This window comes from Micromonospora sp. NBC_00389 (assembly GCF_036059255.1).
GTDB lineage: Bacteria > Actinomycetota > Actinomycetes > Mycobacteriales > Micromonosporaceae > Micromonospora.
Map to the genome: position 1 here is coordinate 6,419,858 of NZ_CP107947.1, position 24,109 is coordinate 6,443,966.

Below are 24,109 nucleotides of genomic sequence, written 5' to 3' on the forward strand. Positions count from 1 at the left end.
GATCCGTGGGCCGTCAACCGCCCTGGGCGAACCGTTCGGCAACGATCACCGCCCGCCGAAAACTCTGCACAATTGCGACTTTCGGCGAATGTCCTCGTCGGACAGTCGCAGAGGCACTCCAGCCTGGCGCCTGCGTCTCGCGAGCACCGGCGGCGCCGATCACCAATCGACAAACTGAACGCGTCCGACGCAGTGGCGGGACGCCTCCCCCGCAGCAAACGTGGACTGCCTTGGCTCTTAGCGGAGCTTTGATCCACTGTGTAACGCTGCTGGCCGGAGGGCCGCCTAATCCCATGACGCGACGATCTTGTCGCAGGCCCGGCACCGGCTCCGCCGGCCGCCGCGGCATCACGGGGTTACCACCGAAAGGGGACCGCAGGTGCGATTCCGCACAGTGATCGGCTCAGTCCTGGCATCGACGATGGCCGCAGCAGTAGGCCTCGTCGCCACCACCGCACCCGCCGCCGCCAGGGACACCGCCACCCTGATCCAGGGCGTTACCGGCGTCGTCGACACGGCCGCGGCCGGCAGCCGGGTCTTCGTCTCCGCGAACGACCGCATCGTGGTCGCCGACGCCCACGGCACGCTCACCGGTAGCATCACCGGCCTGGCCGGCCCGACCGGCCTGGCCGTCACGCCCGACGGCAACCGGGTCTACGCCGCGCTGTCCGGCTCGAACGAGATCGCCGAGATCGACGCGGCCACCCTCACCGTCGTCCGACGGATCAACCTGGCCGCGTACCCGTCCCCGGCAAACCTGTCTCTCGACGGCGACCAGCTCTGGGTGGGCTACGGCATCAAGAACGACTTTGTCGGCGGCGTCCTCGGCCTCGATCTGTCCCTGGCGGCGCCCACGCCCGTCCAGGTCGCCACCCGGATGTATGGCGCGCCCCTGGTCGCCGGCGCCGGCAACACGGTCTTCACCGCCGAGGCGGGGATCAACCCCGCCAGCCCCCGGGTGTACGACGTCAGCACGATCCCGGCGACGCTGCGGGGCGTCATCGACGGCGCCGACAACGACCTGTCGAACCTGACCGACCTCACCATCACGCCCGACGGCGCCCAGGCCATCTCGGTCTTCGCCACCTCCGGCTTCGATGTCTGGGATACCACGACCCTGACCAAGGTCCGCAGCTACGGATCGAGGGCCGACTACCCGGGCTCACCGGGCGCGATCGCGCTCAGCCCGAACGGCGCACACGTCGCCACCGCCTTCTACGGCTCGAGCTACGGCCCCTACGCCGAGGTGTACAACGCCGCCACGGGGGCGAAGACCTTGCAGGCCCAGATGACCTACAAGGGCGACCTGGTCACCGGCAGCCTCTCCGTGCTCGGCGATGACCTCTACGCCCTGCTCAACGACTGGCCGTACAACCGGTACTACCTGTGGCGCGTAGAGGGCGCCGTCCTGCCGACGTCCACGCTAAGCCTGTCGGCCACCACCGCAGCGACCGCGCTGGACCCATTCACCATGACCGGCCGACTCGCCTTCCCCAACGACTCCGCGCCGGGCGCACAGCCGATCGAGATCACCCGCACGCTGCCCAACGGCACCACCGCCACCCTGCCCGGCGTGACCACTGCCGAGGACGGCACCTTCACCGTCACCGACACCTCGCCGGTCGGCGGCAGCGTCAACTACACCGCCATCTGGGATGGCAGCCCCGCCTTCCGCTGGTCAAAGACCACGACCAAGGTCGACGTGGCCCAGCACCCCACCTCGCTGCTCGTGACCGGCCCGACGACCGGGAACGCCACGAAGCCGCTCACGCTCACGGGTCAGATGAGTACCGCCGGCAACGTGCCCACGCCGGCCTCCGGGTCGATCGTGGTGTACCGGGTCTACACCAACAAGCATGGTTCCGTCGGGGCCGACCTGCCGGTGGTGCCGCTCGTCGCTGACGGCTCGTTCACCATCACCGACACGCCCCCGGTGGCCGGCCAGTACACGTACCACATCCGCTTCGACGGCGATGCCACCTACGCATACGCCTACACCAGTCAGGTTGTCACGGTTCGGGGCGCGAGCACCTGAGCGACCCACCGCAGTAGCGGCGACGGTGCCCGTCCTGGTCACGTACCGGGCGGTCACCGTCGCCGCGGACTGTTTCGTGGAGAGCCAGGCAGCCGTGCCCGACCGCGCGGCCGCCGGCTCGTCGCGCAGGTGCAGTCCGCGCGCCCCGCCGACGCTGAGGAGGACCGCGGGCCGGGGGCCGAGCCTCGACCGATTGCCGGGTTCGGGTTTGAGGACGGCTCCAACTCAGCCTGCGGAGCCGTACGCCCGCAGGAACGCGCGTACTCCGGCGGCGTTACGGCAAGGCATCGCGGGGCGGCCCGCCCAAGCGCCGCACCGTGCTGACGGTGCCGGAGATGGACTGGGTGGTCGAGGTCATCGACGCGTACGCCGATGAGGTCCGTCCCCTGTTCTCCCCCTGGCAGGCACCCGGCTGTGGGTGACCGAGCGGCGCGGCCGAATGTCATTGCGGTCGGCAGTCAGCAACTTCCGGGCCAAGGTGGACACCGCCACGAAAGGGTGCAACGGGCGCCCCGTCTCGGGGTATCGCGCGCACACCCGTCACGGCGGGCCACTACAGTGCCGGGAAGTCCAGGGCCGAGATGTGCAGCGCGGGTCAGGCCAGGGAAATCTGGTCGCCGGTGAGCTTGATCGTCCTGGGCGGGAGCGGCCGCGTGGCCGGGGGCGCCTTGACCGAGCCGTCGACGATGGAGAACCTGCTCCCGTGGCAGAGGCAGTCGATCGTGCCGCCCTCGACGCGCGAAACCGTGCAGTTCTGGTGGGTGCAGATCGAACTGAAGCCCTTGAATTCGCCCGGCTTCGGCTGCGTGACCACGACGCCTTCCTTGGCGAAGATCTTGCCGCCACCGACCGGGATGTCGGTGGTCTTGGCCAAAGGCTGGCCGGCAGCCGGACCGCCGCCGCCGGTGCTCGTGGCGGTGGGGCTAACGGCGGTGGTGGGGGCTCCGGCCCCGTCGCCGGGGTCGTCGCCGCCGCAGGCGGCCAGAACCGCTGCCGCGCCGACCGCGCCCACACCGGTGAGCAGCGCCCGACGGCTCTGCGTACCCGGCCCGGTGAGCACCTGATCATCGCTCATACCTCGCCCCACTCTGCCGCCGCGCCCGTCATGATTCGCGGTCATGTTCCTGCGCACAGAGACCACTCTGTCAGACGGTTCACCCGGTTTGCGGGGATTTTGGCCGGTCCGGTGGGCCGGCTAGCCCAGGACTAGCCCCAACGCCGTTCAGCCAGTTCCCCTTGTCGTGCTGGTCGCCATGGCACCTGCCCTCGTCCTGGCCGGAATCGCCATCTCCGGCGCAGCCCGTGCCCGAGGACGCCCACCCGAGCCGCCGTCACCACCTGGCCGAATTGAGTACGTTGCCGGCAGCGGGTCGGCGCCGCTGATCCTTGCCGTTGCGTGGGGTTGTTTGGCGGTCAGCGGACGGCGTCGGCGTAGATGGCGAGTTCCGTCGAGGGAGTTGGATCCGGTTGCTCGACGTGGTGCCACGCCTGCGGGATCAGCTCATCCAGCACGCCGGGGTAGACCGGTGCGGCATCCGTGAACACCTCGTTGGGCGTCACCCTGACCAGCAGCATCGCCGCCGCACGGGCCTGTTTGGAGTCGTGATCATGCGGCTGGGAAAGGAGTGGACGGGATTATGCTCGGGCTTGTAGCTTGCAACTGACCGTGACACCGCCCGAGGAGGTGAGACCCATGAACGCTGTATCGATGTGGGTGCTCCCCCTTCCCGTCACGGCCGGGCGATTGACGTAGGTGTCGCCGGGAGCGCCTCGCCAACAAGGCACTCCCGAAAGGCAACACGTATGCACTCTCTGCAGTTCACCGCCGAGCCGTCGTCGAACGATGTGGTCGAGCGCGACTCCACTGTGGGCGACGTCCCCGGACTCCCATCGCCGGCCTCCGACACCGATCGTGCGCCCCTCATCTTCGACGTGATCATTGCCGGGTGCGGGCCGGCCGGTGCGATGCTGGCCGCCGAACTGCGGCTGCACGATGTACGGGTTCTCGTCCTGGAGAAGGAAACCGAGCCCGTGTCGTTCGTCCGCATAGTCGGTATGCATATTCGCAGTATCGAGCTGATGGCAATGCGCGGACTGCTGGATCGTATTCTCGAACACGGGAGACAGCGTCCGGCCGGCGGCTTCTTCGCCGCCATCAACAAACCCGCGCCCGACCTGGATTCCGCGCACGCCTATCTGCTGGGCATCCCGCAGCCGGTCATCGTTCACCTGCTCGAAGAACATGCGATCGAACTGGGTGCGCAGGTCCGGCGCGGTTGTGCGGTGGCTGGTTTCGAGCAGGACGACGACGGTGTGACCGTCGAGCTGGCCGACGGGGAACAGCTGCGTTCGCGCTATCTCGTCGGCTGTGACGGCGGGCGCAGTACGGTGCGCAAACTGCTCGGCGTCGACTTCCCCGGCGAGCCCTCGCGGACCGAGACGCTGATGGGCGAGATGGAAGTGGGTGTGCCGCAGGAGGAGATCGCCGCCAAGGTGACCGAAATCCGCGAGACTAATAAGGTATTCAGCCTCGGGTCCTTCGGCGGAGGGGTCTATCGCGTCGTAGTCCCCGCCGCGGGAGTCAGCGATCGCGCGGAACCGCCCACCCTCGAGGATTTCAGACAACAGTTGCGCACCATCGCCGGAACCGATTTCGGCGTGCACTCACCGCGCTGGTTGTCCCGCTTCGGGGATGCCACACGGCTAGCCGAGCGTTATCGGGTCGGGCGGGTGCTGCTGGCCGGCGATGCGGCACACATCCATCCACCCGCCGGCGGACAGGGCCTCAACCTGGGCGTTCAGGACGCATTCAACCTCGGCTGGAAACTGGCCGCACAGATCCGCGGCTGGGCGCCGGAAACACTGCTGGACACCTACCAGGCCGAACGTCATCCGGTCGCCGAGGACGTGCTGGACAACACCCGCGCCCAGATGGAACTGTCGTCCACCGAATCGGGCCCGCAGGCTGTGCGCAGGCTGCTCACCGAACTGATGGACTTCGACGAGGTGAACCGCTATTTGATCGAGAAGATCACCGCGATCAGCATTCGCTACGACTTCGGCGAAGGCCCCGACCTGCTCGGCCGCCGCCTGCGCGACATCGACGTGAAACAGGGCCACCTCTACGGCCTGCTGCATCGCGGCCGCGGCCTGCTGCTGGACCGCACCGAACGCCTGACCGTCGGCGGCCGGTCGGACCGGGTCGATTACCTCGGGGATCCCACTGCGGTACTGGATGTTCCGTGCGTCCTGCTACGCCCCGACGGCCACGTCGCCTGGATCGGCGACGATCAGCAGGACCTGGACGACCACCTCTCCCGCTGGTTCGGCAAGCCCGCGAACTAATTTCGCCTGAGCAAACCGAAAATGAATGCGAACACCCCTGTCTCGGGTCGAGACCATGACAGGGACTGGTTCGCGTGGTCATCCCGCATATACGCGGCGAGATAGCGATCGAATCTGCGGCGCTGTCGTCCAGGAGCTGGGAGTGGTCGGCGTTCTCGTCGGACATCCACCGCCCGCTGGCTTGGCAGAAAGTGGCCATGCCAGCGGGCGGTAGCCGGTCGTGCTGTCCAGGTTTCGACGAGGGTTCCGGCGAGCGCTGGGCGCCCACGATCCTCGATGAGAGCGCCGTCGGCTACCTCGAACAGCAACCAGGCCGCCCGAGCGGGGTAGCCATCGGTCGTACTTTGGGACGATCTGGAGTCGCACCACCGTTCGTACGATGGGCCTATGCACCCTCGCCTGCACGCTGTGTTGGCCGAGCCGCGTGTCTCACATGCCCCGCCCCGTGTGTGGCGCGACTGGGCGTTGATCGCGGTCTTCGCGCCGGCGATCGTGTTGGAAGGGATCTTCAGGCCCGATCTGCCGTGGCGGGTGGGCTGCGTCGTCGTCGCGCTCGCGCTGCTGCCCACGCTCCTGTGGCGGCGTACGGAGCCGCTCGCGATGGTGGCGATCGCGTTCGGCTCCACGACGGTCGGCCCATTCGTGCTGCCCGGCGATGCCTGCCAGATGTTCACGGCGAGCTTCTTGGTCCTACTGGTTTGCGCGCTGTTCCGCTGGGGTTCCGGCCGGGATGCCGTAATCGGTTCGTTCTTCGTGGTGGCCAAGGTGGCCGCCGCCGGCCTGTCCGGCTCGATCAACGGCGGCGAATTGGTCGCCGGCTTCGCGGTGATGTTCGCCGCCGCCACGCTGGGTACCGCGATCCGCTTCCGCGCCGCCGCCCGGCTGCGCGAGCTCGATCAGGTGAAGTTGTTGGAGCGCGAGCGGCTCGCCCGTGACCTGCACGACACGGTGGCCCACCACGTGTCGGCGATGGCGATCCGCGCCCAGGCCGGCATCGCCGCCTCGGCGAGCCAGCCGGGCGCCGCCGTCGAGGCGCTCCGCACAATCGAGGCCGAGGCGTCCCGTGCGCTTGCCGAGATGCGCGCGATGGTCCGCGTCCTGCGCCGCAACCAGCCCGCCGACCTGTGGCCCAGCCCGCGGGTCGCCGACATCGAGCGGCTCGCCGGCCGCTTCCGCACCGGGCCGGCCGTCGACGTGGATCTCCGCGGCGACCTCGGCGACCTTCCGCCCACGGTCGGCTCCGCGCTCTACCGCCTGGCTCAGGAGTCGGTCACCAATGCCCGTCGCCACGCCCGCCATGCCACCCGCATTGAGGTCAGCGTCGCGGCCGACGACACCTCCGTGCGCCTGCGGGTCAGCGACGATGGCGAGGCCGGCGCCGCCCGCCCGACCGGCTCGCCCGGTTTCGGCCTGGTGGGCATGATGGAGCGCGCGGACTTGCTCGGCGGCACCTGCGAGGCCGGCCCCAATCCCGACCGTGGGTGGACCGTCACGGCCGTGCTCCCGCGCGAGGGGGTCGGCGCGTGACGGTGCGCGTGCTCGTGGCGGACGACCAGGAGATCGTCCGTACCGGCCTCACCATCATCTTGAACACTCAGCCCGGCATCGAGGTCGTCGGTGGGGCTGGCGACGGCCGTCAGGCGGTCGAGCTCGCCCAGCGGCTCCGCCCCGACGTGTGTCTCTTCGACATTCGCATGCCAGGCATGGACGGCATCGAGGCCACCCGGGCGCTCGCCGGGCCATCGGTCCCGGATCCGCTCGCGGTGGTCGTCATCACGACCTTCGACCTCGACGAGTACGTGTACGCGGCACTGCGTGCCGGCGCCCGCGGCTTCCTGCTCAAGGAGGCTGGTCCCGACCTGCTCAGCCAGGCCGTGCACGCGGCCGCCAACGGGGACGCGCTGATCGCGCCGAGCGTCACCACGCGGCTGCTGAAGGCGTTCGCCGACGCGGGTCCAGCCGCGCCGCGGAAGCAGCCAATCGAGGCGCTTACCGACCGGGAGGAGCAGGTGCTGGTCGCCGTCGCGCGGGGACGCACCAACAAGGAGATCGCCGACGAGCTCTACATCACGTTGAGCACGGTCAAGTCGCTCATCACCAGCCTGATGACCAAGCTCGGTGTGCGTAACCGGGTCGAGGTGGCGATGTGGGCGTACGAGAACAACCGCAGACGGGCGCGCTGGTGACGGAGCCGATCGGGTAGGAGATGGCCACCGCCATTCCTCCAGCACCCGTCCCGCCGGCGTTACCGCCCGTCGCCGGGGTTGGCGACGAGTGACCGGCGGAAGTACGACGACGGCGTACGACCATGGGCCGGTCCGATTGCGGCCCATGTGCCGATGAGCAGGGGCGGGTGCGGCGTCCACCATCGATGGCATGACAATGCGCGAGTGGCGGCTACCGGCCGCGTTGATCCTGCTGGGCCTGATACCGATGGTCGCTGGTGCGGGACGGCTTACCGAGCTGGGCACCGGACCGGAGGTCACCCCAGCGAACGCTCGCTTCGTCGCCGAGCCGCTGCCGGTGGTGCTGCACATCGTCGGCGCGGTGGTCTACACGATTCTCGGCGCCTTCCAGTTCGTTCCCAGCCTGCGCCGCCGCCGCTGGCACCGCCTCGCCGGCCGGGTGCTTGTTCCCTGCGGACTGACGGTCGCGCTCTCCGGCCTGTGGATGACCTTCGCGTACGACCTGCCGGCCCATGACAACGACGTGCTCGCCGGCATGCGGCTCGTCTTCGGCTCGGCCATGGCCGGAGCGATCCTGCTCGGCCTCGCCAGCGCGCTACGCCGGGACTTCGCCCGGCACCGCAGGTGGATGGTGCGCGGCTACGCGATCGGCCTCGGCGCCGGCACCCAGGCGTTCACGCACGCGCCGTACCTCGTCGCGACCGGCGAACAGCCCGACGGGAACGTTCGGGCCGGGCTGGTGCTCGCCGGTTGGTTGATCAACCTTGCCGTGGCCGAGTGGTACCTGCGGCGTCCGGCCCGCACAACGCAGTCTCGACCGGCTCGTCAGCCGCGTGCCGCTGCCCGCTGACCGCGCTGTTACCCCTAGATCGACTCTGATTGGCGGGGTAACGGGCACGCGTCAGCGTGATGGCGAGGCTTGCTCTAGTGGGCGTCCATGGGCGCGGATCGCGTCCGAGACGGCGACGCCGAGCAGGACGGCGGCAGCTGCTGCAGCGACCCCGAGTGGCGGCAGGCCGACCATCACCGGCGCTAAGGCCGCGAGGACGAGGATCCCGATCGGCCGTGGGCGGGACACGCGGGCGAAGGCCACGTGCTCGAATACGGAGCGCCCGGCGAGGTAGAGCGCGGGCCCGCCGAGGATGGCGCCGACCCAGGCGGGTTTGGCGTGTCCGGTTGGATCTATGAGGACGAGTTCGGAACCGGCTGAGGTGACGAGGATGCCGGACACCATGAGCAGGTGGGAGAACTCGGCCAACCGACCGAGCCGGCCGGGATCGGCGGATGCCGCGATGGCCTCGCCCAAGATCTGGCCGGCTCGGTAGAAGTAGATCCGCCACAGCAACACCGTGGTGAGGAACGACAATGCAAGGGCCGATGTTCGTTCAGCCACGATCGGACCGCGTAGAAGACTCGATCCGGAGGTCAGGATCGTCTCACCAAGCGCGACGATGACGAGCTGCCAGTAGCGTTCGGCTAGGTGCTCGCCCGCGACGGCCCACGGGGACACCTTCGAGCGACCCAGCCACGGAACCGGCCAGCCGAGCCTGCCCGCCACGTAGTCGATCGCCAGGGCCAGCGTCCACAGCGAATTGCGCGTCAACTCTGGTGCGAAAGCTCCGGTGATCCACGGCACGGCCGACGCGCCGAACCAGACGAGCGCCAGCATGTTGACGCGGCGCAGATCGTGACCCCGCACGGTGAGTACGAAGAAGAGGGTGCGGCCCACCTGGATCACGACGTACGTGCTCGCGAAGAGCAGGCCGGTCTCGGCGAGAGCCCCGGATATCGCGACCGCAAGGAACAGGCTCCCGAGCATCGTCGCGAGGACGACGAACTGGATCGCCGGCTGGTACGGGTCGAATCTGCTGGTCGTCCAGGCCGTCTGGGCCCAGATCCACCAGAGGGCCAGGAGCAGCAGCAGAGTCTCGCCGTTTTCCGAAAGGGAAGTGGTCAACGTGTCGGCGACGTGACCCCTGGTGTAGTCCAGCACCAACTCGTGCACGATCCGGGTGAGCGCGAAGACGTACACCAGATCGAAGAACAGTTCCAGGAAGGTCGGCCGCTGCGGACTCTCACGCTTGCGCAGCAGATTGGCCACCCTGTTCGTCGTCACCAGCCCGCCCGCTTCGTCGGCTTGTCGCTGAAGCAGTCGTACCACGGCGCCGCGCCGCCCACGGATAAGACGCCCGTCCCGATGACTGAAGGGCCTGACGGCCGACGACGGCTGCCGCCGCGCCCAGCGTCGTGCTCTCCCGTTCAGGCAACGGCCAGCTGACCGACGTGCTATGCGCGTTCCGCGCAGGGCTGCCCCCACCGCGGGCAACGACTACAGGACGTGACAGCACGGGCCGGCCTGCCCGCCCAGCGCCTGGTCACCGCACCTGCCGCCTTCGCCGCCCACCTGTCAACTCCCCCAGCAACCGCCACGCACGACGCCGGACCAATCGACCACCGCGAGTCGCCCGGCCTGAGGCGCCACCCGGGCCCCGAGACATCCGTCGTGGTCAGGCTCCGGGTACGGCGGCGCCATCCGTCGCCACTTGCCGGGTGACGGGCGTGCTCAGGACGAGCGGAACTGCTCGCGGAGCCAGGCCCGGTCGGGGTTCACCACAGCCTGACCGCCGAGCACGACGGTGGGCACGGTCTCGTTGCCGCCGGCCACCGCCCGGACAGCGGCAGCACCCGCCGGATCGCGCCAGATGTCCACCCAGTGCGCCCGCCGGGCGAGCCGGCCAAGGGAGAACCGGAGCTGGAGGCAGTAGCGACAGCCAGGTCGCCAGTACACGATCGGCCGGCCATCCGCCGCGCTGGCCCGCTGCGCCTCGGCGGCGTCCACCGACCGGGGGAAGGCCCACGGCGACAGCAGCAGTGCCAGCGCCAAGAAGACCAGCAACTCGGCGCCGCCGACGGCGGGCAAACCGGCGGCCAGTTGCGCCACCGCCACCAGCACACCGCACGCCGCCATCAGGATCGTCAGAGTCCACCGCCGCAGCACGCCGGGGACCCTACCGCCAGATACGCGGATGCGCCGTTCTCGCTCGCCACCCACGACCCACCACGTGTCCCTCACCATCGATCAGAGCCTGGGCGGTAGCGCGGTCAGCCCCGATCGAGTGATCGAACACTTGTACGATGCGCTGGTGGAGGACGTGGCCGGGACGCTGGTGGAACGGCATCGCTGCCGGCTGCGCCGGGGCGGGCAGATCGGTGCAGGTGCGGCATGTGGACAACGGTGAATCCCACCAGACCGACAGCCATCAGTCGCGCCCGTGAGCCATCACCGGACGGCTCACGGAGGTCGGGCACAGAGCTGAACACCCTGCTCCCAATCTGCTCCCAAGTAGAACGAGACGGCCGGTCGGTGCGGCTTTCCGATCTCAGATCCGGGTCATGGTGGAGGCGTAGCCGCCTCCGCCGGGGTAGGTCCATTCGCCGGTGACCGTGGTGTCGTCGGCGCTGAACGTGCCCTCGTAGTAGGCCGGACTGCCTTTCGCGCCGGCCCAGATGGTCAACTTGTCGCCGACGATTTCGTAGACGTAGTCGAAGGTGTTGCCGGCCGCGTCGTAGAACCGCGACACCACGTCCGTGCCGACCGGCTCACCGAACGGGTGCAGGTTGCCGATGACTTCCAGACCGGTTACGGGTTGGCCGAACTGGCTCAGTTCGACGTGCTGAAGCAGGAAGAACCGGCCGGCCATCCACTCGTACTGCACGCTTCCCTCTGCGCCGCCGGTCACCGACCAGGTGCCGACCAGACGGTCCAGGGCGGTCAGTTCGGCGCTCGGCTGGGTGTTCTCAGACATCGTGTCCTCCTCGGTGGGTCGTTGCCGGTACCTCGGAGGCGACGCCTTGGGCTTTGACATCGACGTTCTGTGACCTGGGTCACGATCCCGGAATGTCAAAGTTCGCGGTGCGGCGACGAGGTAGCGGCAAGCACCCACCAAGGAGGAAGTCATGGCCACCGTCGCCGCCACCGTTCCCGCCGTCCGCCGCTCGTCCGACCGCCTGCTCCTCGCCGGCGGCCTCGCCGGACCGGTCTTCTTCGCCTCGGCCGTGACGCAGATGCTCACCCGGGAGGGCTACGACATCACGCAGCACCCGATCAGCCAGCTGGCCACCGGAAGTCTCGGCTGGATCCAGATCACCACATTCGTGCTCGCCGGCCTCGGCGGGATCGCCCTCGCCGTCGGTGTCCGGCGCACGCTCACCGAGGGCACCGGTCGGCGGGCAATGCCGATCTTCGTCGGGATCTTCGGTGCCGGGCTCGTCGCGGCTGGGGTGTTCACCATGGATCCGGAGTACGGCTTCCCGGTAGGGACCCCTGACGGGCCGGTCGGCGAAATGTCCTGGCACAGCATCGCGCACTCGGCGGCGGCCGCCATCGCCTTCACCGCGCTGGCCGTCGCCGCCATCCTGCTGACCATCCGGCACGTCCGCCGTCGGGCCGCCCTGCCGGCGGTGCTGAACGGCCTCGCCGCGCTCATCCTGCTGATGCCGATGTCGTCGAGCCACATGAGCATCCAGATCGCCGTGAACGGCCTGGTCGCCTTCACCTGGACGACGGTCGTCGCCCTCTCCCTGCGCCGTTCGAGTTGATCGGCGTAGCGTGATCCGACCCCGCGAACGAGGATGACCATGAAGTATCTACTGCTCAGCTACACGCCGTCCGCCGCCTGGAACGCCGCGACCGCCGACACCCCGTCGGAGGAGGCGCTGGCCGCGTTCGCCGCGTACCAGCGGTTCGAACAGGAGCTGATCGAGACCGGCGAGTTCGTCAGCAGCGAAGGACTCGGTCACCCGGCGGTCAGCACCACGGTCCGCAGGACCCCGACCGGCGTGGTGGCCACCGACGGCCCGTTCGTTGAGCTCAAGGAGGTTCTGGCCAGCTTCGCGGTGATCGACGTGGGCAGCCAGGAGCGCGCCGTCGAGATCGTCTCGCGGATGGTCGAGGCGCTGGGCGAGCCGATGGAGATCCGGCCGATCATGGGAGAGGACTTCGCGGCATGACCCGCCGCGTCCCGCGTCGCCGGACAGCGGCAGACCGGGAGGGCACACGAACGGCAGCACCGGCGTGACGCCGGATGTCGAGCACCTGCTGCGCACCGAGGCGCCGCAGGTCCTCGGCGCGCTGGTGCGGCGCTTTGGCCACTTCGACATCGCCGAGGACGCGGTACAGGAAGCACTGCTCATCGCCAGCAGGACGTGGACGGCCGACGACGTGCCGGAGAACCCGCGGAGCTGGTTGATCCGGATCGGGTACCGGCGGATGGTCGACCTGCTCCGCACCGACCAGGCTCGACGCCGCCGCGAGCGGCTCGCCGGCGTGAGCGAGCTGGCGATGCAGGACCCGGCCCGACGGGCCCGTCCTGTACTGGAGACCGACGAAAGCCTCACGCTCCTGCTGCTGTGCTGCCACCCAGCGCTGAGCCCCACCTCTCAGGTGGCGCTCACGCTGCGTGCGGTCGGCGGCCTTACGACCACGGAGATCGCACACGCCTACGGGACGGCCGAGAACACCATGGGCGCCCGGATCAGCCGCGCCAAGCAGCAACTGGTCCGCGCCGGCGCCCGGTTCACACCGCCGACTGACGCTGACCGCGTCAGCCGGATGAACGCCGTCATGCAGGTGCTGTACCTGATCTTCAATGAGGGCTACACCGCCTCTACCGGAGACGAACTCGCCCGCGTGGACCTGACCCGTGAGGCGATCCGGCTGGCCCGCATGCTCCGCGACTCCCTGCCGGACGACCCCGAGGTGACCGGGCTGCTAGCCCTGATGCTGCTGACCGAGTCGCGGCGCGCTGCCCGTACCGACGACGACGAGCTGGTGCCGCTGGACGAGCAGGACCGGGCCCGGTGGGATCCCGAGCTTATCCGCGAGGGCACCGAACTGATTGACAGCGTCTGGCGGCGGCGCGAGGTCGGCACGTACCAGCTGCAGGCGGCGATCGCGGCCGTGCACGCCGCGGCCGCGTCGCCGGACCGGACGGACTGGCCACAGATCGCGGCGCTGTACCTGGGTCTCGAACGGCTCAGTCCGACCGCGCCGGTACGGCTGAGCCGGGTGGTCGCAGTCGCGCACGCGTACGGGCCGGCCCGAGGGCTGGCCCTGCTCGACAACCTCAACCGGGTTTACCATCTGGACGAGGAACCGCTGACCCGGCAACGCGAACGCGCGATCCGCGCACATCTGCTCGAGATGACCGGAGACACGGCCGGCGCGGCGGCGCGGTACCGCGAAGCAGCCGCCCTGACCCAGAACCAGGTCGAACAGCGATACCTCCAACGCCGAGCCCACCGGCTCGGCTGACCGATGATCGTCGGCAGGGACCAGCTGCTCGACGCCCTTCAGTGGAGCGCCTCCACCCCCTCGGGCGGAATCTTCAGCCCCCGGGCGGCATGTCCCTGCGACGCGGCGGATCCAACCTCGCCGCGCCGCAGGGTGTGCGCCCCGCCGTCGTGGTGGTGCTACCGGCCACCGACACCGGGTGGCGCGGGTGGGCGCGGGGTGGGGCGTCAGCACCAGCCGTTGACCGGGTTGGCCGCTCCGGTGTAGTGATACGCGTCGGGGATCCAGGTGCCGTCGGTGAGCCGGTTCCACAGGGCGGTGGTGCCCCAGCGGCCGGTGTGGGTGGTGCCGTTCGCCGAGCAGGCCACGGCCGCCGTGGCGCCGTCCGCGATCGAGCCGACGACGCCGTACCCGGTGCCTGGCCCGGACCGTCGACTGATCGATGTGCCGCCGTTGCTGTCGATGATTCCCTCGGTGAAGCCGAGCGGGCCGTAGTTGTAGAGCGCCCCGCCGACGTTGACGCGCTTCGAGCCGTGCAGCGCGTAGCCCTCGTAGGCCGTGCTGCCCTCTCTCGGCACCCACTTGCCCAGGTTGTGGGTGGCGATCGCCACGTACGCGCTGTTCTGCCGGAACCCCAGGTGTACGTGTCGACTGCTGGCGGAGCCGCCACAGGTGATGTCGGTGCCGGTGTCTCCGAGGTAGGTGCCCGCCCCGACGGACGCGCCGTCGACGTTGATGTTGTTCCAGAGGTGGTAGTAGTCCGTGGTGTACCCCCGGTCGTGGACCACCCGGATCCAGCCCTTGCACATCGTGTACGCGGTGCCGGCGCGAACGGCCAGCACCCGCTGGTCACCGCCGAACAGGTCGATCGAGCTGAACGGCCGCGGGGAGCCGGACCAGCCGTGCGGGCCACCTCTGAGGGTCCAGGACTGGCCGAGGGCGAGCGGCAGGCGCATGCCGGTGCGGAAGTCCCCGTTGGCGGCCAACGTGCCGGGGGCGGTGAAGGCGTCCCTTTCCCGTTGAGCGACGACGGAGGCAGGCGCGGCCGCGGCCAGTTCGGTGAAGTTGGCCTCGCCCTCGAAGGCGACCTGCCAGCCGCCGCGCTGCTGGTGGGCGACGAAGATCCAACCGGACGGGTAGAGCCCTTCCTCGTGCGGGGCGACGAGCACGGCGGTGCCGAAGGCCCAGGCCCGGCCGTCCCGGCGGGTGACGGTCACCCGGGTGTCCTCCACACCGGCGGTGCGGATTCCCGGGTCCGCCGCGACCGCGGCCTCCTGGAGCAGCTTGTCTCGTACGGCGGTGGTGACGTCGGTGGCCGGCGCGGCGTGGGCACCGCTCGGCACGGTGCTGGTCATGGTGGCAACGAGCAGGATCGCCGTGGCGGTACCGACCCAGCGTCGAGTACTGATCATGTCCTCTCCAGAGGGGGTTGAGAGGCTGACATATACCCGAAGGACGATATACATGAGATTGATTTGTGTCTATGAAGCGTGGATCGTCGTGCCGTCGGAACAGCCGGCCGTTAACCTGTCCGATCGCCGCCCAGTCCTACCGGATCGGCCGCACCGGTCCCGTCGCGGTGCTGCTCAACAGCGTGCGCCGTTCATAAACCCGGTTCTGGCGACGCTGCCTGTGAGTATTCGCTGATCATGCCGTGGAGGATCTGCCGTCGGTGCACCCGGATCGTGGCCAGGTCGGCCATCGGCGGAGGTGGTGTCTCGCGGTGCGCCGGGCGGGCTGCGCAGGACGTGAATCCCTTGCCGCCGGCATCACCCCCGGCGCCGACGACCGGCCACGAGCCGTCGCTGGTCGAGCAGGTCGCCGCCTGCGTCGCCGTAGCTTCCGCAACCGCAGCCGCACACCGGCCGGAAAGCAGGTAATCCTGGCCGCGGTCAGGCTGATGCTTCGAGCGCCGGCACCTCTGAGCTCACTATCGTGACGCGCGAGCGGCGGCTTCCTGCTGGGCACTGGTCATAGCGGCCACGAACGAGCGCATCTGCGGAACGGCTGCCTCCTGGATCTGCTTCAGTTGCGCCATCATCTCGGAGAGGTCGACCGACGGCCCACCGTGGCCGCCCTGAGCCTGCTGCTCGTCCAGGGCCGCGTTGACCGCCTCGACGATCGCGTCGGCGACACGCTCCATCGGCAGTCCTTTCAGCCCCGGATCGAGAGTCAGCGAGGCGAGCCGTCCATCCGCACCCAACTCTGCCTCGACCCAGCCGTTCGCGGCGCTCGTTCGGACCGGCTCGGCACCGTCTGTGGTTACTTCCTGCACCTTGCCCGCGGCGGCGACCACCTGGTCCAGCATCTCCGAGAAACCCTCGCTGCTCGGACGCATATCCGCTCCCCCGTCCCATCGGCCTCCCTTGAGCGTACGAACATCGCCCTACATGCCGCGACCCCCACGTGACCGCGAGACCTTTTGCGTGGCTGAAACGTTGACGTCGGCCGATAGAATCGTGCCGCCAGAGTCCGTCACGTGATCGGGGGAACCGTGCCAGGCTTCGACGTGCAACCTGAGGCGATTGTCACCGCCGGCAACAACCTCGCCTCCACCGGCGATGATTTCCTTGAGCAGTTGGCAGCGTTCGAGGCCGCCACCGCCGCCTACGACGGCGCCTGGGGTGACGACACCATCGGCACCTACATCGGCACCGCCTACGGCCTCGTCTCCCAATGGGCACTCGACTGCTGGTACACCGTCGCTGATGAACTGGCGGCCGCTGGCGACGACCTCGTCGGCGTGGCGGAAGCCTACGAACGGATCGAAGCGGAGGCCTTCACCGCGCTGAGCGCCCTCGGCGAGAGCCTCGGCTGACCAGCATGGGACTGCAGCTACCGAGCGAACTCGTGTCCATCCTCGGCATGCTCGGCTACGACTGGCCCACCTCGGACGAGGAAAAGTTGTTCCAGCTTGGGCAGCTGTGGGTGGAGTTCGCGCCGAAGATGGAAGCAGCGGGTGCCGCTGCCCTCGCCTCAGGCTCGGCCTATTGGGACAACAATCAAGGCGAGGCGGCCCAAGCGTTCCAAACCTGGTGGAACGGCGCCGACAGCCCGGCGAACGCGCTTCAGCAGGGCATCCCCGGGGCCTCGCTTGTCGGGGCCGGGCTCATGGTCTGCGCCGGCGTCGTCCTCGCCCTCAAGATCCAGGTGATTGTGCAGTTGGCGATCCTTGCTGTGCAGATCGCCCAGGCCATCGCGACCGCCGTCGCGACGTTCGGTGCCTCCCTCCTCGAAATCCCGGTCTTCAAAATGATCACCTCGCTGATCCTCGATCAGCTCGTCGGCATGGCCGTCGAGGCGGTGCTCAATGGTTAGACGCCGAGGCAGACCAGGGAGCGGACGACGCGCGACTCCAGGCGGCGCACCCAACGCACGCGGACCGATCGGCGTGGGAGGGCGGGTCATCCCCGCTCCGCGCACACGCACCCGGGTGCAGTTCGACGCCGGTCAGCCCGGAGGGTGGAACCGGGCGGTGAATCGGCGCAAGCTCCAACCCAACACGACCTACGTCGAACGCACCACCGGCTATACCTACAAGACCGACTCCAAGGGCCGGGTCACGCACTTCAGCGGCCGTCTCCAGCTGGTGGATGGAAACCGCAACGCCTACCAGCAGCGCGTCGTCGGCAAGCCCTTCCGCAAGCTAACCGACCAGGGCGGTCACCTGTTCGCCCACATCTTCCGCGGTCCGGGCGAGCGCATCAACCTCGTGGCGATGGACTCCAACCTCAACCTGTCCGCCTGGAAACGAATGGAGAACAGGTGGGCGCGAGCCCTGGACCCAGACCACCCAAGCCCCGGCTCGGGCTCCAGCCCAGTACGGGTCGAGGGCCGGGTGCACTACGATCCAAACTCAACATCAACCCGGCCCACCGCGTTCACCATCACGGAACAAATAGATAACGGCCCCAAACGCACTAACCGATTCCGCAATCCATGAGAGGTGCCGTAAGTGCCCGACGGTCGTGACAGCGACATCATCACTAGGATCGGGCAGATCCTCATGTCGATCCTGCCCGACAACGCGGCAACAATCACCGTCAACGGTGAAGCCGACATTGACTACGCCAACGCTGCCCTAGAGCTCCGGGGCCTCGACGGCACTGTGTTCTATTTTGGATGGGACGACAACCCCGACGAGGCCGTCGACGAGATCGCCGACCTGCTCATCGACCTGCGGCAAGTGATGGCCGAAGACGGCAGCGAGCCGTGGTACGGGTTCACCATGGCCGTACAGAGTGACGGCACCTTCGAGGTCGACTTCTCGTACGAGCCCCCAACTGACTGAATGCTCTCCGTGAACGCATCGATTGCCTCCGCTGCTAAGTTGTGCGCCGCTGACGAAAGCGACGCATCACCCACCTGCGGGCGCTGACCCGCATCTGGTCGACCGACCACGCCCCAGCGTCGACCGCCGAGGACCCGGCCGGGCAGGTGTGGCGGAGTCCGGTTCCGGCAGGGCAGCGGGTGGATCCGCGGCAGGAGCGTCCGGTTCAGGTCGGGCCCTCCGATGTAGAGGCTCGTCCGCGGATTCATGATCCAACATCCGCTTTTCGGCACGATCGGGCGAGCTACGGCAGGAGCTACTCGTCACGGTGTGTAGCGCGGCTCGCGGCAGATGTGGGCGCGGACCTCTGCGACCGCGTCGGCAAGGGCTTCCACTCCGTCTGTGATGGCGCGTTCGGTGAGGGTGGCGTAGCCGAAGATCAGCCCGCCGGGTCCGGCGGGGCTCAGTCGGTACCGGGAGACGCCTTGCACGGCCAGCCCGTGCCGGGCGGCGGCAGCCACGACTGCGGCCTCGTCGAGGTCGTGCGGGAGCCAGGTTACGACGTGTTGGCCCGCCGCGACACCGACCGGTTCCAGTTCGGGCAGCCGTCTGCGCAGCGCGGCCAGGAGTGCGTCGCGGCGGCGGCGGTAGACCGGGCGCATGGGCCGCAGGTGCCGGTCGAATTCGCCGCGGGTGAGGAAGTCGGCGAAGGTCAGTTGGTCGATGACGGGAGAGCCGCGGTCGGCCAGCACCTTGGCCGCCGTGATTTCGTCGACCAGGTGTGACGGCGCCAGCAGCCAGCCGAGGCGCAGCCCTGGCGCCAGGGTCTTGCTCGCTGTGCCGCAGTACACGACGGTGTCGGGCGCCAGCCCCTGCATGGCGCCGATGGGCGAACGGTCGTAGCGGTACTCCGCGTCGTAGTCGTCCTCGATCACCACGGCGCGGCGACGCTGCGCCCAGCCGATCACCCGGGCCCGCGCAGTGGCCGACAGGACCCCGCCGGTGGGCCACTGGTGCGAGGGCGTCAGCACGACGGCGTCCGCGTCGGTCTGTTCGAGCTCCTCGACGAGAATGCCGTTCGGCCCGACCGGGACGCCGATCACGTCCAGGCCGGCCGCGGCCGCGACAAGGCGGGCGTCGTCGTCCGCGGATGGGTCCTCGACGGCCAGCCGGCGGGCGCCGCGCGCCGCGAGCACCTGGAGCAGCAGCGCGACGCCCTGGCCGTAGCCACTGCAGATCACGACGTTCTCCGGGCGGGCCGACGTGCCGCGGACCCGGTTGAGGTAGTCGGTCAGGGCTGCGTGCAGTTCGGGCACGCCACGCCCGTCGAGGTAGGCGAAGTGTTCGTTCGGCGTGGTGGTGAGGACCGTTCGCACCGAACGCAGCCAGGCGGCCCGGGGGAACGACGACACGTCGGTGCGGCCGTACCCGAAGTCGATCCGGGGGGCCGGCCGATCTCCGCCGCGGCGACCCGCCGGCGTCGGAATCGGCTCGACCGCGACCTGGGTGTAGCCGCCCGCCCGACTGGTGAGGTAGCCCTCGGCGACGAGTTGCTGGTAGGCCTCGACCACGACGCCGCGTGACACTCCAAGATCGGCTGCGATGGTGCGGGTGGGTGGCAGGGACGTCCCAAGACGCAACCGGCCGGCCCGGATGCCGCCCCGGATCGAGGCGGCGATCTGCCGGTGCAGCGGTTCGGCCGCGGACCGGTCGACATCGATGAGCAGGTCCTCCGCCGTGCTCGAATTGGTCCTGGTTCGGCCCATGCAATCGGACCTTACCGGGTGTACCGATTTCCGTCAGGCTCAGACGTATGACGACAGCGACCAGCCGCCGCTTCGACGGCCGCCTTCTCACCCCGGGCGACCCGGGTTACGACGCGGCCCGCACCGTCTGGAACGCCATGATTGACCGCCGCCCGCGGATGATCGTGCGGGCCGCGAGCGTCACCGACGTGGTGACTGCGGTGCGCCTGGCCCGCGAACTCGACCTGGAGATCGGGGTGCGCTGCGGCGGGCACAACGTGGCCGGCCTCGCCGTCCCCGCGAACGGCCTGATGATCGACCTGACCCCGTTGAACGGCGTTCGGGTCGACCCGATCCGGCGGCGCGCCCGGGTCCAGGGCGGCGCGCTGCTCGGCGCACTCGACCGGGCGTCGCAGCCATACGGCCTCGCCACGACCGCGGGTAACGTCTCGCACACCGGAGTCGGCGGCCTGACCCTCGGCGGCGGCATGGGCTGGCTCGCCCGCCAACACGGGTTGGCCTGCGACAACGTCGTCTCCTACACGATGGTCACCGCCGACGGGGAGGTTGTGACCGCGAGCCGAACCGAGAACCCCGACCTCTACTGGGGCCTGCGCGGCGGGGGCGGCAACTTCGGCATCGTCACCGACTTCGATTTCCAACTGCACCACACCGGAACGCAGACCTTGGTCGCCGAGTTCGATTTCCGCGCCGAGGACGCCGTGCCGGTGCTCGAAGGCTGGCGGGACCTCAACGCCGTCGCGCCGCGGCAGGCGACCTTCACCGCCGATGTCCACAGCACGGCCAGCGGCCCTGTCGCCACCGTCGGCTTCGTATGGGTCGGCGAACCTGCACAGGGTCACCGGTTGCTGCCGGCGATGCGCGCACTCGGGCGCCCGGTCGCCGAGCGGGTCACCACCCCGTCATACCTCGAACTCCAGCAACGCGACGACACCACCGGCGGCCACGCCTACCGCCGGTACTCCAGCGCGCACTACCTGCGGCAGTTCCCCACCGCCGCGATCGAGGCGTTCCTGCTGCGCGGCGCGTCGGACCTGCAGGCCGGCACCTACCTGCCCGGCGTCGGCCTGCAGGCGCACGGCGGCGCCATTGCCGACGTCGCCGACGCCGACGCCGCGTTCAGCCACCGCGGCACCACGTTCGAGTTCGGCGCCGGCTCCCGCTGGACCGAGCCATCCGAAGACGACACCCGGATGGCAGCGGCTCGCACTGCCGGAGCCGCGCTCGACCCGTACGCCGACGGCGTCTACGTCAACTCGCTCGCCGCCGACGAGGGGCAACGCGGGGTACGCCGTGCGTACCCGGCCGCCAAGCTCGCCAGGCTCACCGCCCTCAAGACCATCTGGGACCCGCACAACGTCTTCCACCTCAACCACAACATCCGGCCCAGCCACGCCTGAGCGAACAAACACCCGAGACTGCCGACTGGATCAGCCACGCCGACCGACCCGAGTGATGAGTTGTCGCGCCCGCACCCGTCATATCTACGACGGGACACGACGAGACGGAAGGATGACGTGATGAGCGCGGACATGCGGCTGGAGGAGCTGGGCGTGAGCGGGTTGGGCGAGGTCGACGAGCCGGCGTTCTCGGGTCTGGCGGAGCGGCACCGGCGGGAGTTGCACGTGCACTGCTACCGGATGCTCGGATCGTTCGAGGATGCCGAGGACACCGTGCAGGAGACGTTCCTTCGTGCCTGGCGGCGGCGGGAGACCTTCGAGGGGCGGTCGACGTTCCGGGCCTGGCTGTACCGGATCGCCACCAACGCCTGCCTGGACCTGCTCGCCAAGTGCCGCCCGGAGCCTGCGACCGGCGGCGAGGTGCTGTGGCTGCAGCCCTACCCGGACCGGCTGCTCGACGAGCTGCCCGCGGGCGACGCGGACGAGCCGGAGACCGTCGCCGTCGCGCGAGAGACGATCGAGCTGGCGTACCTGGTCGCAGTCCAGCACCTCGCGCCGCGCCCGCGGGCCGTGCTGATCCTGCGGGACGTGCTCGGCTGGCCGGCGAAGGACGTCGCGGAGCTCCTCGGGGACTCAGTCAACTCCGTGAACAGCGCGCTGCAGCGGGCCCGCGCCGGCATGCGGAAGCACCTGCCCGCCGAGCGGCAGGACTGGACCGGCGGCGAGGAGGACGCCGGGACGCGCGAGCTGGTGCGCCGCTTCACCGACGCGAGCGTGGCCAAGGACATCGACGGGCTCGCCGCCATGCTGCGGGACGACGTCCGCTACTCGATGCCGCCCACGCCGGGCCTGCACGTTGGCCGCGACACGGTGGTGAACGACTGGGTCGAGGATGGCTTCGCAGACATGGGGCGCCTGCGGGGCGTTCTGACCGCCGTGAACCGGCAGCCCGCCGTCGCCTTCTACCTCTGGCGGGAGCAGGAGGGCGCGTACCTGCCGCTGACGATCGACGTCCTGCGCGTCACCGGCGGGGCGATCACCGAGATCGTCACGTTCCACGACGACCAGTTCCCGCGGCTCGGGCTGCCGGAGCGCCTGCCGGCGGACGGCACGGAGTAGTCCCGGTGTGGACGCTCGTGCTGCGCGGTGGCGCGCGTGTCGCGGTGGTCGCGGCGGAGTGGTGCGACGCGTTCGGCGTCGTCACCCGTGGGCGGGTGCAGCTGGAGCTGCGCGACGGCGAGCCCGGGCCGGTCCTCGGACGCGACGCCGGGTTCTGGCTCCGCGGCACCGGCGTCCGCGCCCTGCGGAACCCCGGCCGTCGCACGGCGAGGGTGCGCATCGTCACGCCCAGGGCCGGGACCGTCACATGCCAGGCAACACACCCCGTACGCCCAGTTACCGAATGATGGAGGAACGACATGAACAGCATGAATGACAACGGGGTCGTCGCAGGCCCGGCATCGGGCCAGACCAGCCACACCCACCGACTCCGCGGGCTCGCCGGCACCGGCTTCATTGCCACGCTCGCAGCGATGGTGGCCACCACTCTCGCCGCTGCGCTTGCCCAGGCCGTTGGCGTCGACTTCGAGATCCCCGATGGTGGCGAGACGATCCCGTTGTCCGGGTTCACCGTGGTGACCGGCTTCTTCTCGGTCGTGGGCATCGTCATTGCCGTCGCTCTTCTTCGTTGGAGCGCTCGCCCCGCCGAGCGATTCGTGTGGACGGCAGTGTCGCTGACCGCGATCTCGTTGGTCCCGCCTCTCGTCTCCGGGGCAAACACCGCCACCACCATCGCCCTCCTCGGGCTACACCTCGTCCCTGCGACGGTGATGATCCCCACCCTGGCGCGGAGCCTCCGCACCCGGACCGACTGACGATCCCGCAACGGGACAACGTGCGGCGCAAGGGCGTGCGCGAGCGCACTAACGTGGCCCCCGGTGCTGCCACCCTCCATTCCAGGCGCCGGTACCAGCGCTCGGCGGGCGAAACGCCAACGGGCCACCAAGGCGCCCGCACCTAACGGCGGGCCCTGGTGGACCGGTTATGGCGCAAACGCGGAGGGCAGGCCGAGTTCGGCCCGGGCCGCCTCGATGAATCGGCGCTCGGCCTCCCACAGCGCGTCGAACCGGTCGGCCGGCAACGCCTCGACGCCGCTATCCGCCCGCACGGCCGCCAGGAGCCGGGCATGGCGCACCAGCTCCGACGAGCCGCTCACCACCTCGGATCGCCCGGCCACCAGCCGGAGCGCGGTCTTGGTGCTCTCCAGCCGCTCCCGGTAGCGGCTGCCCTCGTCGTCGAAGAACGGCATGAGATCACCCGGATCACGTTGGCGCGGCACCGCGATGATGCGGGCGGCCGGGTTGAGGACGAAGGCCACGTACTCCCGGACCGCGCCGATGAAATCGGTGTACGCGTTCAGCCGGATGTCACACCACTGTCGGTCCTGGTCGCGCCGCCACAGCCGGTCCTGGGCCCGGACGGTGAGCCACCCGCCGATCAGGACCGCCAGCATCGTCGTCGTCGCGGTGACACACGCCTGGATCAGACTCACCGACACCACCGTTCGTGTTGATCTGCAAGGCACCTGACCGTCCATTGTCGCCCGCTCCGGAAGTCTCGCAACGACCCGGACCCGGCAGGTGCCGGAGGCGTGGCTCAGGGAGGGGCGGGGCGGACGTGCCCGTACCGGAGATGGGCAGGGTGAGCGAAATACCCACCCTGCCCGCCGGGGGGGAGAAAACGGAACCCGGCGAACGCCGACGTCGGAGGCAACCACGGGCGAGAGCGGGTCGATGGCTTCACTGCTCACTGGTGC

26 protein-coding genes are annotated in these 24,109 nt (G+C 69.5%); 17 read left to right on the top strand and 9 right to left on the bottom strand.

What is annotated here, in order from left to right; genetic code table 11:
* Nucleotides 1-421: 421 nt before the first annotated feature.
* A complete protein-coding gene (locus OG470_RS30370; RefSeq protein ID WP_328417814.1) occupies nt 422-2,035 on the top strand; it encodes a hypothetical protein in 1,614 nt (537 codons plus the stop codon).
* A 595-nt stretch (nt 2,036-2,630) separates the two neighbouring features.
* On the opposite strand, the gene OG470_RS30375 is transcribed toward OG470_RS30370, so the two are convergent.
* Together OG470_RS30375 and OG470_RS30380 are read right to left on the bottom strand one after the other, a co-directional pair.
* Nucleotides 2,631-3,110 carry a Rieske (2Fe-2S) protein gene (locus OG470_RS30375; protein ID WP_328426692.1) on the bottom strand — a complete coding sequence of 160 codons (480 nt, stop codon included), beginning with the start codon at nt 3,108-3,110 and terminating at the stop codon, nt 2,631-2,633.
* A 338-nt stretch (nt 3,111-3,448) separates the two neighbouring features.
* Nucleotides 3,449-3,610, bottom strand: coding sequence for a hypothetical protein (locus OG470_RS30380; RefSeq protein ID WP_328417816.1), 162 nt, complete (start codon nt 3,608-3,610; stop codon nt 3,449-3,451).
* Between the two features lie 348 nt (nt 3,611-3,958).
* Here OG470_RS30380 and rox point away from each other — a divergent pair, with 348 nt between their 5' ends.
* From rox to OG470_RS30400, 4 genes are all read left to right on the top strand, one after another.
* Entirely contained in the window at nt 3,959-5,380 is a 1,422-nt protein-coding gene (rox, locus tag OG470_RS30385) for a rifampin monooxygenase (protein ID WP_328426694.1), read from the top strand.
* A gap of 387 nt (nt 5,381-5,767) precedes the next feature.
* Entirely contained in the window at nt 5,768-6,907 is a 1,140-nt protein-coding gene (locus OG470_RS30390; RefSeq protein ID WP_328417818.1) for a sensor histidine kinase, read from the top strand.
* The gene (locus OG470_RS30395) at nt 6,904-7,566 is read left to right on the top strand and encodes a response regulator transcription factor (RefSeq protein ID WP_328417819.1); all 663 of its coding nucleotides are present in this window, start codon (nt 6,904-6,906) and stop codon (nt 7,564-7,566) included. The genes OG470_RS30390 and OG470_RS30395 overlap by 4 nt, the downstream gene beginning before the upstream one ends.
* 190 nt (nt 7,567-7,756) lie before the next feature.
* Nucleotides 7,757-8,416 carry a DUF2306 domain-containing protein gene (locus tag OG470_RS30400; protein ID WP_328417820.1) on the top strand — a complete coding sequence of 220 codons (660 nt, stop codon included), beginning with the start codon at nt 7,757-7,759 and terminating at the stop codon, nt 8,414-8,416.
* Between the two features lie 51 nt (nt 8,417-8,467).
* Here OG470_RS30400 and OG470_RS30405 read toward each other — a convergent pair whose 3' ends face one another.
* On the bottom strand, nt 8,468-9,667 hold the full coding sequence (locus OG470_RS30405; RefSeq protein ID WP_328417821.1) for a low temperature requirement protein A: 1,200 nt from the start codon (nt 9,665-9,667) through the stop codon (nt 8,468-8,470).
* A gap of 462 nt (nt 9,668-10,129) precedes the next feature.
* Nucleotides 10,130-10,564 carry a glutaredoxin domain-containing protein gene (locus OG470_RS30410; RefSeq protein WP_328417822.1) on the bottom strand — a complete coding sequence of 145 codons (435 nt, stop codon included), beginning with the start codon at nt 10,562-10,564 and terminating at the stop codon, nt 10,130-10,132.
* Nucleotides 10,565-10,628: 64 nt separating this feature from the next.
* Between OG470_RS30410 and OG470_RS30415 the strand changes: the two genes are divergently transcribed.
* Nucleotides 10,629-10,805 (top strand): hypothetical protein, encoded by a 177-nt coding sequence (locus OG470_RS30415; protein ID WP_328417823.1) that lies wholly within the window; start codon nt 10,629-10,631, stop codon nt 10,803-10,805.
* Nucleotides 10,806-10,946: 141 nt separating this feature from the next.
* Here OG470_RS30415 and OG470_RS30420 read toward each other — a convergent pair whose 3' ends face one another.
* A complete protein-coding gene (locus OG470_RS30420; protein ID WP_328417825.1) occupies nt 10,947-11,372 on the bottom strand; it encodes a hypothetical protein in 426 nt (141 codons plus the stop codon).
* Between the two features lie 151 nt (nt 11,373-11,523).
* Here OG470_RS30420 and OG470_RS30425 point away from each other — a divergent pair, with 151 nt between their 5' ends.
* The 3 genes from OG470_RS30425 to OG470_RS30435 all read left to right on the top strand — a co-directional run bounded on the left by OG470_RS30425 (nt 11,524) and on the right by OG470_RS30435 (nt 13,879).
* Entirely contained in the window at nt 11,524-12,165 is a 642-nt protein-coding gene (locus OG470_RS30425) for a DUF998 domain-containing protein (RefSeq protein ID WP_328417827.1), read from the top strand.
* A 39-nt stretch (nt 12,166-12,204) separates the two neighbouring features.
* Entirely contained in the window at nt 12,205-12,576 is a 372-nt protein-coding gene (locus OG470_RS30430) for a YciI family protein (RefSeq protein WP_328417829.1), read from the top strand.
* 64 nt (nt 12,577-12,640) lie between these two features.
* Nucleotides 12,641-13,879: an RNA polymerase sigma factor gene (locus tag OG470_RS30435; RefSeq protein WP_328417831.1), complete on the top strand. Its 1,239-nt coding sequence runs from the start codon at nt 12,641-12,643 to the stop codon at nt 13,877-13,879.
* A gap of 206 nt (nt 13,880-14,085) precedes the next feature.
* Here the strand turns inward: OG470_RS30435 and OG470_RS30440 are convergent, their stop codons facing one another.
* Nucleotides 14,086-15,270, bottom strand: coding sequence for a peptidase M23 (locus tag OG470_RS30440; protein ID WP_328417833.1), 1,185 nt, complete (start codon nt 15,268-15,270; stop codon nt 14,086-14,088).
* A 518-nt stretch (nt 15,271-15,788) separates the two neighbouring features.
* Nucleotides 15,789-16,166, bottom strand: a complete 378-nt coding sequence (locus OG470_RS30445) for a YbaB/EbfC family nucleoid-associated protein (protein WP_328417835.1) — start codon at nt 16,164-16,166, stop codon at nt 15,789-15,791.
* 171 nt (nt 16,167-16,337) lie between these two features.
* On the opposite strand from OG470_RS30445, the gene OG470_RS30450 reads away from it, so the two are divergent.
* The 4 genes from OG470_RS30450 (at nt 16,338) to OG470_RS30465 (ending at nt 18,149) form a co-directional block, all read left to right on the top strand.
* Nucleotides 16,338-16,676 carry a hypothetical protein gene (locus OG470_RS30450; protein WP_328417836.1) on the top strand — a complete coding sequence of 113 codons (339 nt, stop codon included), beginning with the start codon at nt 16,338-16,340 and terminating at the stop codon, nt 16,674-16,676.
* A gap of 5 nt (nt 16,677-16,681) precedes the next feature.
* Complete coding sequence (locus OG470_RS30455) at nt 16,682-17,176, top strand: WXG100-like domain-containing protein (protein WP_328417837.1); 495 nt, start codon at nt 16,682-16,684, stop codon at nt 17,174-17,176.
* A 115-nt stretch (nt 17,177-17,291) separates the two neighbouring features.
* Complete coding sequence (locus OG470_RS30460) at nt 17,292-17,801, top strand: DNA/RNA non-specific endonuclease (RefSeq protein WP_328417839.1); 510 nt, start codon at nt 17,292-17,294, stop codon at nt 17,799-17,801.
* A 12-nt stretch (nt 17,802-17,813) separates the two neighbouring features.
* Nucleotides 17,814-18,149: an immunity protein YezG family protein gene (locus OG470_RS30465; protein WP_328417841.1), complete on the top strand. Its 336-nt coding sequence runs from the start codon at nt 17,814-17,816 to the stop codon at nt 18,147-18,149.
* Nucleotides 18,150-18,451: 302 nt separating this feature from the next.
* Here the strand turns inward: OG470_RS30465 and pdxR are convergent, their stop codons facing one another.
* Nucleotides 18,452-19,894: a MocR-like pyridoxine biosynthesis transcription factor PdxR gene (gene pdxR / locus OG470_RS30470; protein ID WP_328417843.1), complete on the bottom strand. Its 1,443-nt coding sequence runs from the start codon at nt 19,892-19,894 to the stop codon at nt 18,452-18,454.
* A 47-nt stretch (nt 19,895-19,941) separates the two neighbouring features.
* On the opposite strand from pdxR, the gene OG470_RS30475 reads away from it, so the two are divergent.
* From OG470_RS30475 to OG470_RS30490, 4 genes are all read left to right on the top strand, one after another.
* Nucleotides 19,942-21,294 carry an FAD-binding oxidoreductase gene (locus OG470_RS30475; protein ID WP_328417845.1) on the top strand — a complete coding sequence of 451 codons (1,353 nt, stop codon included), beginning with the start codon at nt 19,942-19,944 and terminating at the stop codon, nt 21,292-21,294.
* 117 nt (nt 21,295-21,411) lie between these two features.
* Nucleotides 21,412-22,413 carry an RNA polymerase subunit sigma-70 gene (locus OG470_RS30480; RefSeq protein ID WP_442931003.1) on the top strand — a complete coding sequence of 334 codons (1,002 nt, stop codon included), beginning with the start codon at nt 21,412-21,414 and terminating at the stop codon, nt 22,411-22,413.
* Between the two features lie 5 nt (nt 22,414-22,418).
* Nucleotides 22,419-22,700, top strand: coding sequence for a hypothetical protein (locus tag OG470_RS30485; protein ID WP_328417848.1), 282 nt, complete (start codon nt 22,419-22,421; stop codon nt 22,698-22,700).
* Between the two features lie 12 nt (nt 22,701-22,712).
* Complete coding sequence (locus OG470_RS30490; protein WP_328417850.1) at nt 22,713-23,168, top strand: DUF6069 family protein; 456 nt, start codon at nt 22,713-22,715, stop codon at nt 23,166-23,168.
* Between the two features lie 167 nt (nt 23,169-23,335).
* Here the strand turns inward: OG470_RS30490 and OG470_RS30495 are convergent, their stop codons facing one another.
* The gene (locus OG470_RS30495) at nt 23,336-23,845 is read right to left on the bottom strand and encodes a hypothetical protein (protein WP_328417852.1); all 510 of its coding nucleotides are present in this window, start codon (nt 23,843-23,845) and stop codon (nt 23,336-23,338) included.
* Nucleotides 23,846-24,109 lie beyond the last annotated feature (264 nt).

Bases quoted from the DNA above. Each gene is read 5' to 3' on its own strand.
- OG470_RS30475 (WP_328417845.1), top strand. From the start codon at position 19,942: ATGACGACAGCGACCAGCCGCCGCTTCGACGGCCGCCTTCTCACCCCG.
- OG470_RS30440 (WP_328417833.1), bottom strand. From the start codon at position 15,270: ATGATCAGTACTCGACGCTGGGTCGGTACCGCCACGGCGATCCTGCTC.
- OG470_RS30490 (WP_328417850.1), top strand. From the start codon at position 22,713: ATGAACAGCATGAATGACAACGGGGTCGTCGCAGGCCCGGCATCGGGC.
- OG470_RS30400 (WP_328417820.1), top strand. From the start codon at position 7,757: ATGACAATGCGCGAGTGGCGGCTACCGGCCGCGTTGATCCTGCTGGGC.
- OG470_RS30375 (WP_328426692.1), bottom strand. From the start codon at position 3,110: ATGAGCGATGATCAGGTGCTCACCGGGCCGGGTACGCAGAGCCGTCGG.
- pdxR (WP_328417843.1), bottom strand. From the start codon at position 19,894: ATGGGCCGAACCAGGACCAATTCGAGCACGGCGGAGGACCTGCTCATC.
- OG470_RS30445 (WP_328417835.1), bottom strand. From the start codon at position 16,166: ATGCTGGACCAGGTGGTCGCCGCCGCGGGCAAGGTGCAGGAAGTAACC.
- OG470_RS30455 (WP_328417837.1), top strand. From the start codon at position 16,682: ATGGGACTGCAGCTACCGAGCGAACTCGTGTCCATCCTCGGCATGCTC.
- OG470_RS30420 (WP_328417825.1), bottom strand. From the start codon at position 11,372: ATGTCTGAGAACACCCAGCCGAGCGCCGAACTGACCGCCCTGGACCGT.
- OG470_RS30430 (WP_328417829.1), top strand. From the start codon at position 12,205: ATGAAGTATCTACTGCTCAGCTACACGCCGTCCGCCGCCTGGAACGCC.
- OG470_RS30370 (WP_328417814.1), top strand. From the start codon at position 422: ATGGCCGCAGCAGTAGGCCTCGTCGCCACCACCGCACCCGCCGCCGCC.
- OG470_RS30425 (WP_328417827.1), top strand. From the start codon at position 11,524: ATGGCCACCGTCGCCGCCACCGTTCCCGCCGTCCGCCGCTCGTCCGAC.
- OG470_RS30380 (WP_328417816.1), bottom strand. From the start codon at position 3,610: ATGCTGCTGGTCAGGGTGACGCCCAACGAGGTGTTCACGGATGCCGCA.
- OG470_RS30390 (WP_328417818.1), top strand. From the start codon at position 5,768: ATGCACCCTCGCCTGCACGCTGTGTTGGCCGAGCCGCGTGTCTCACAT.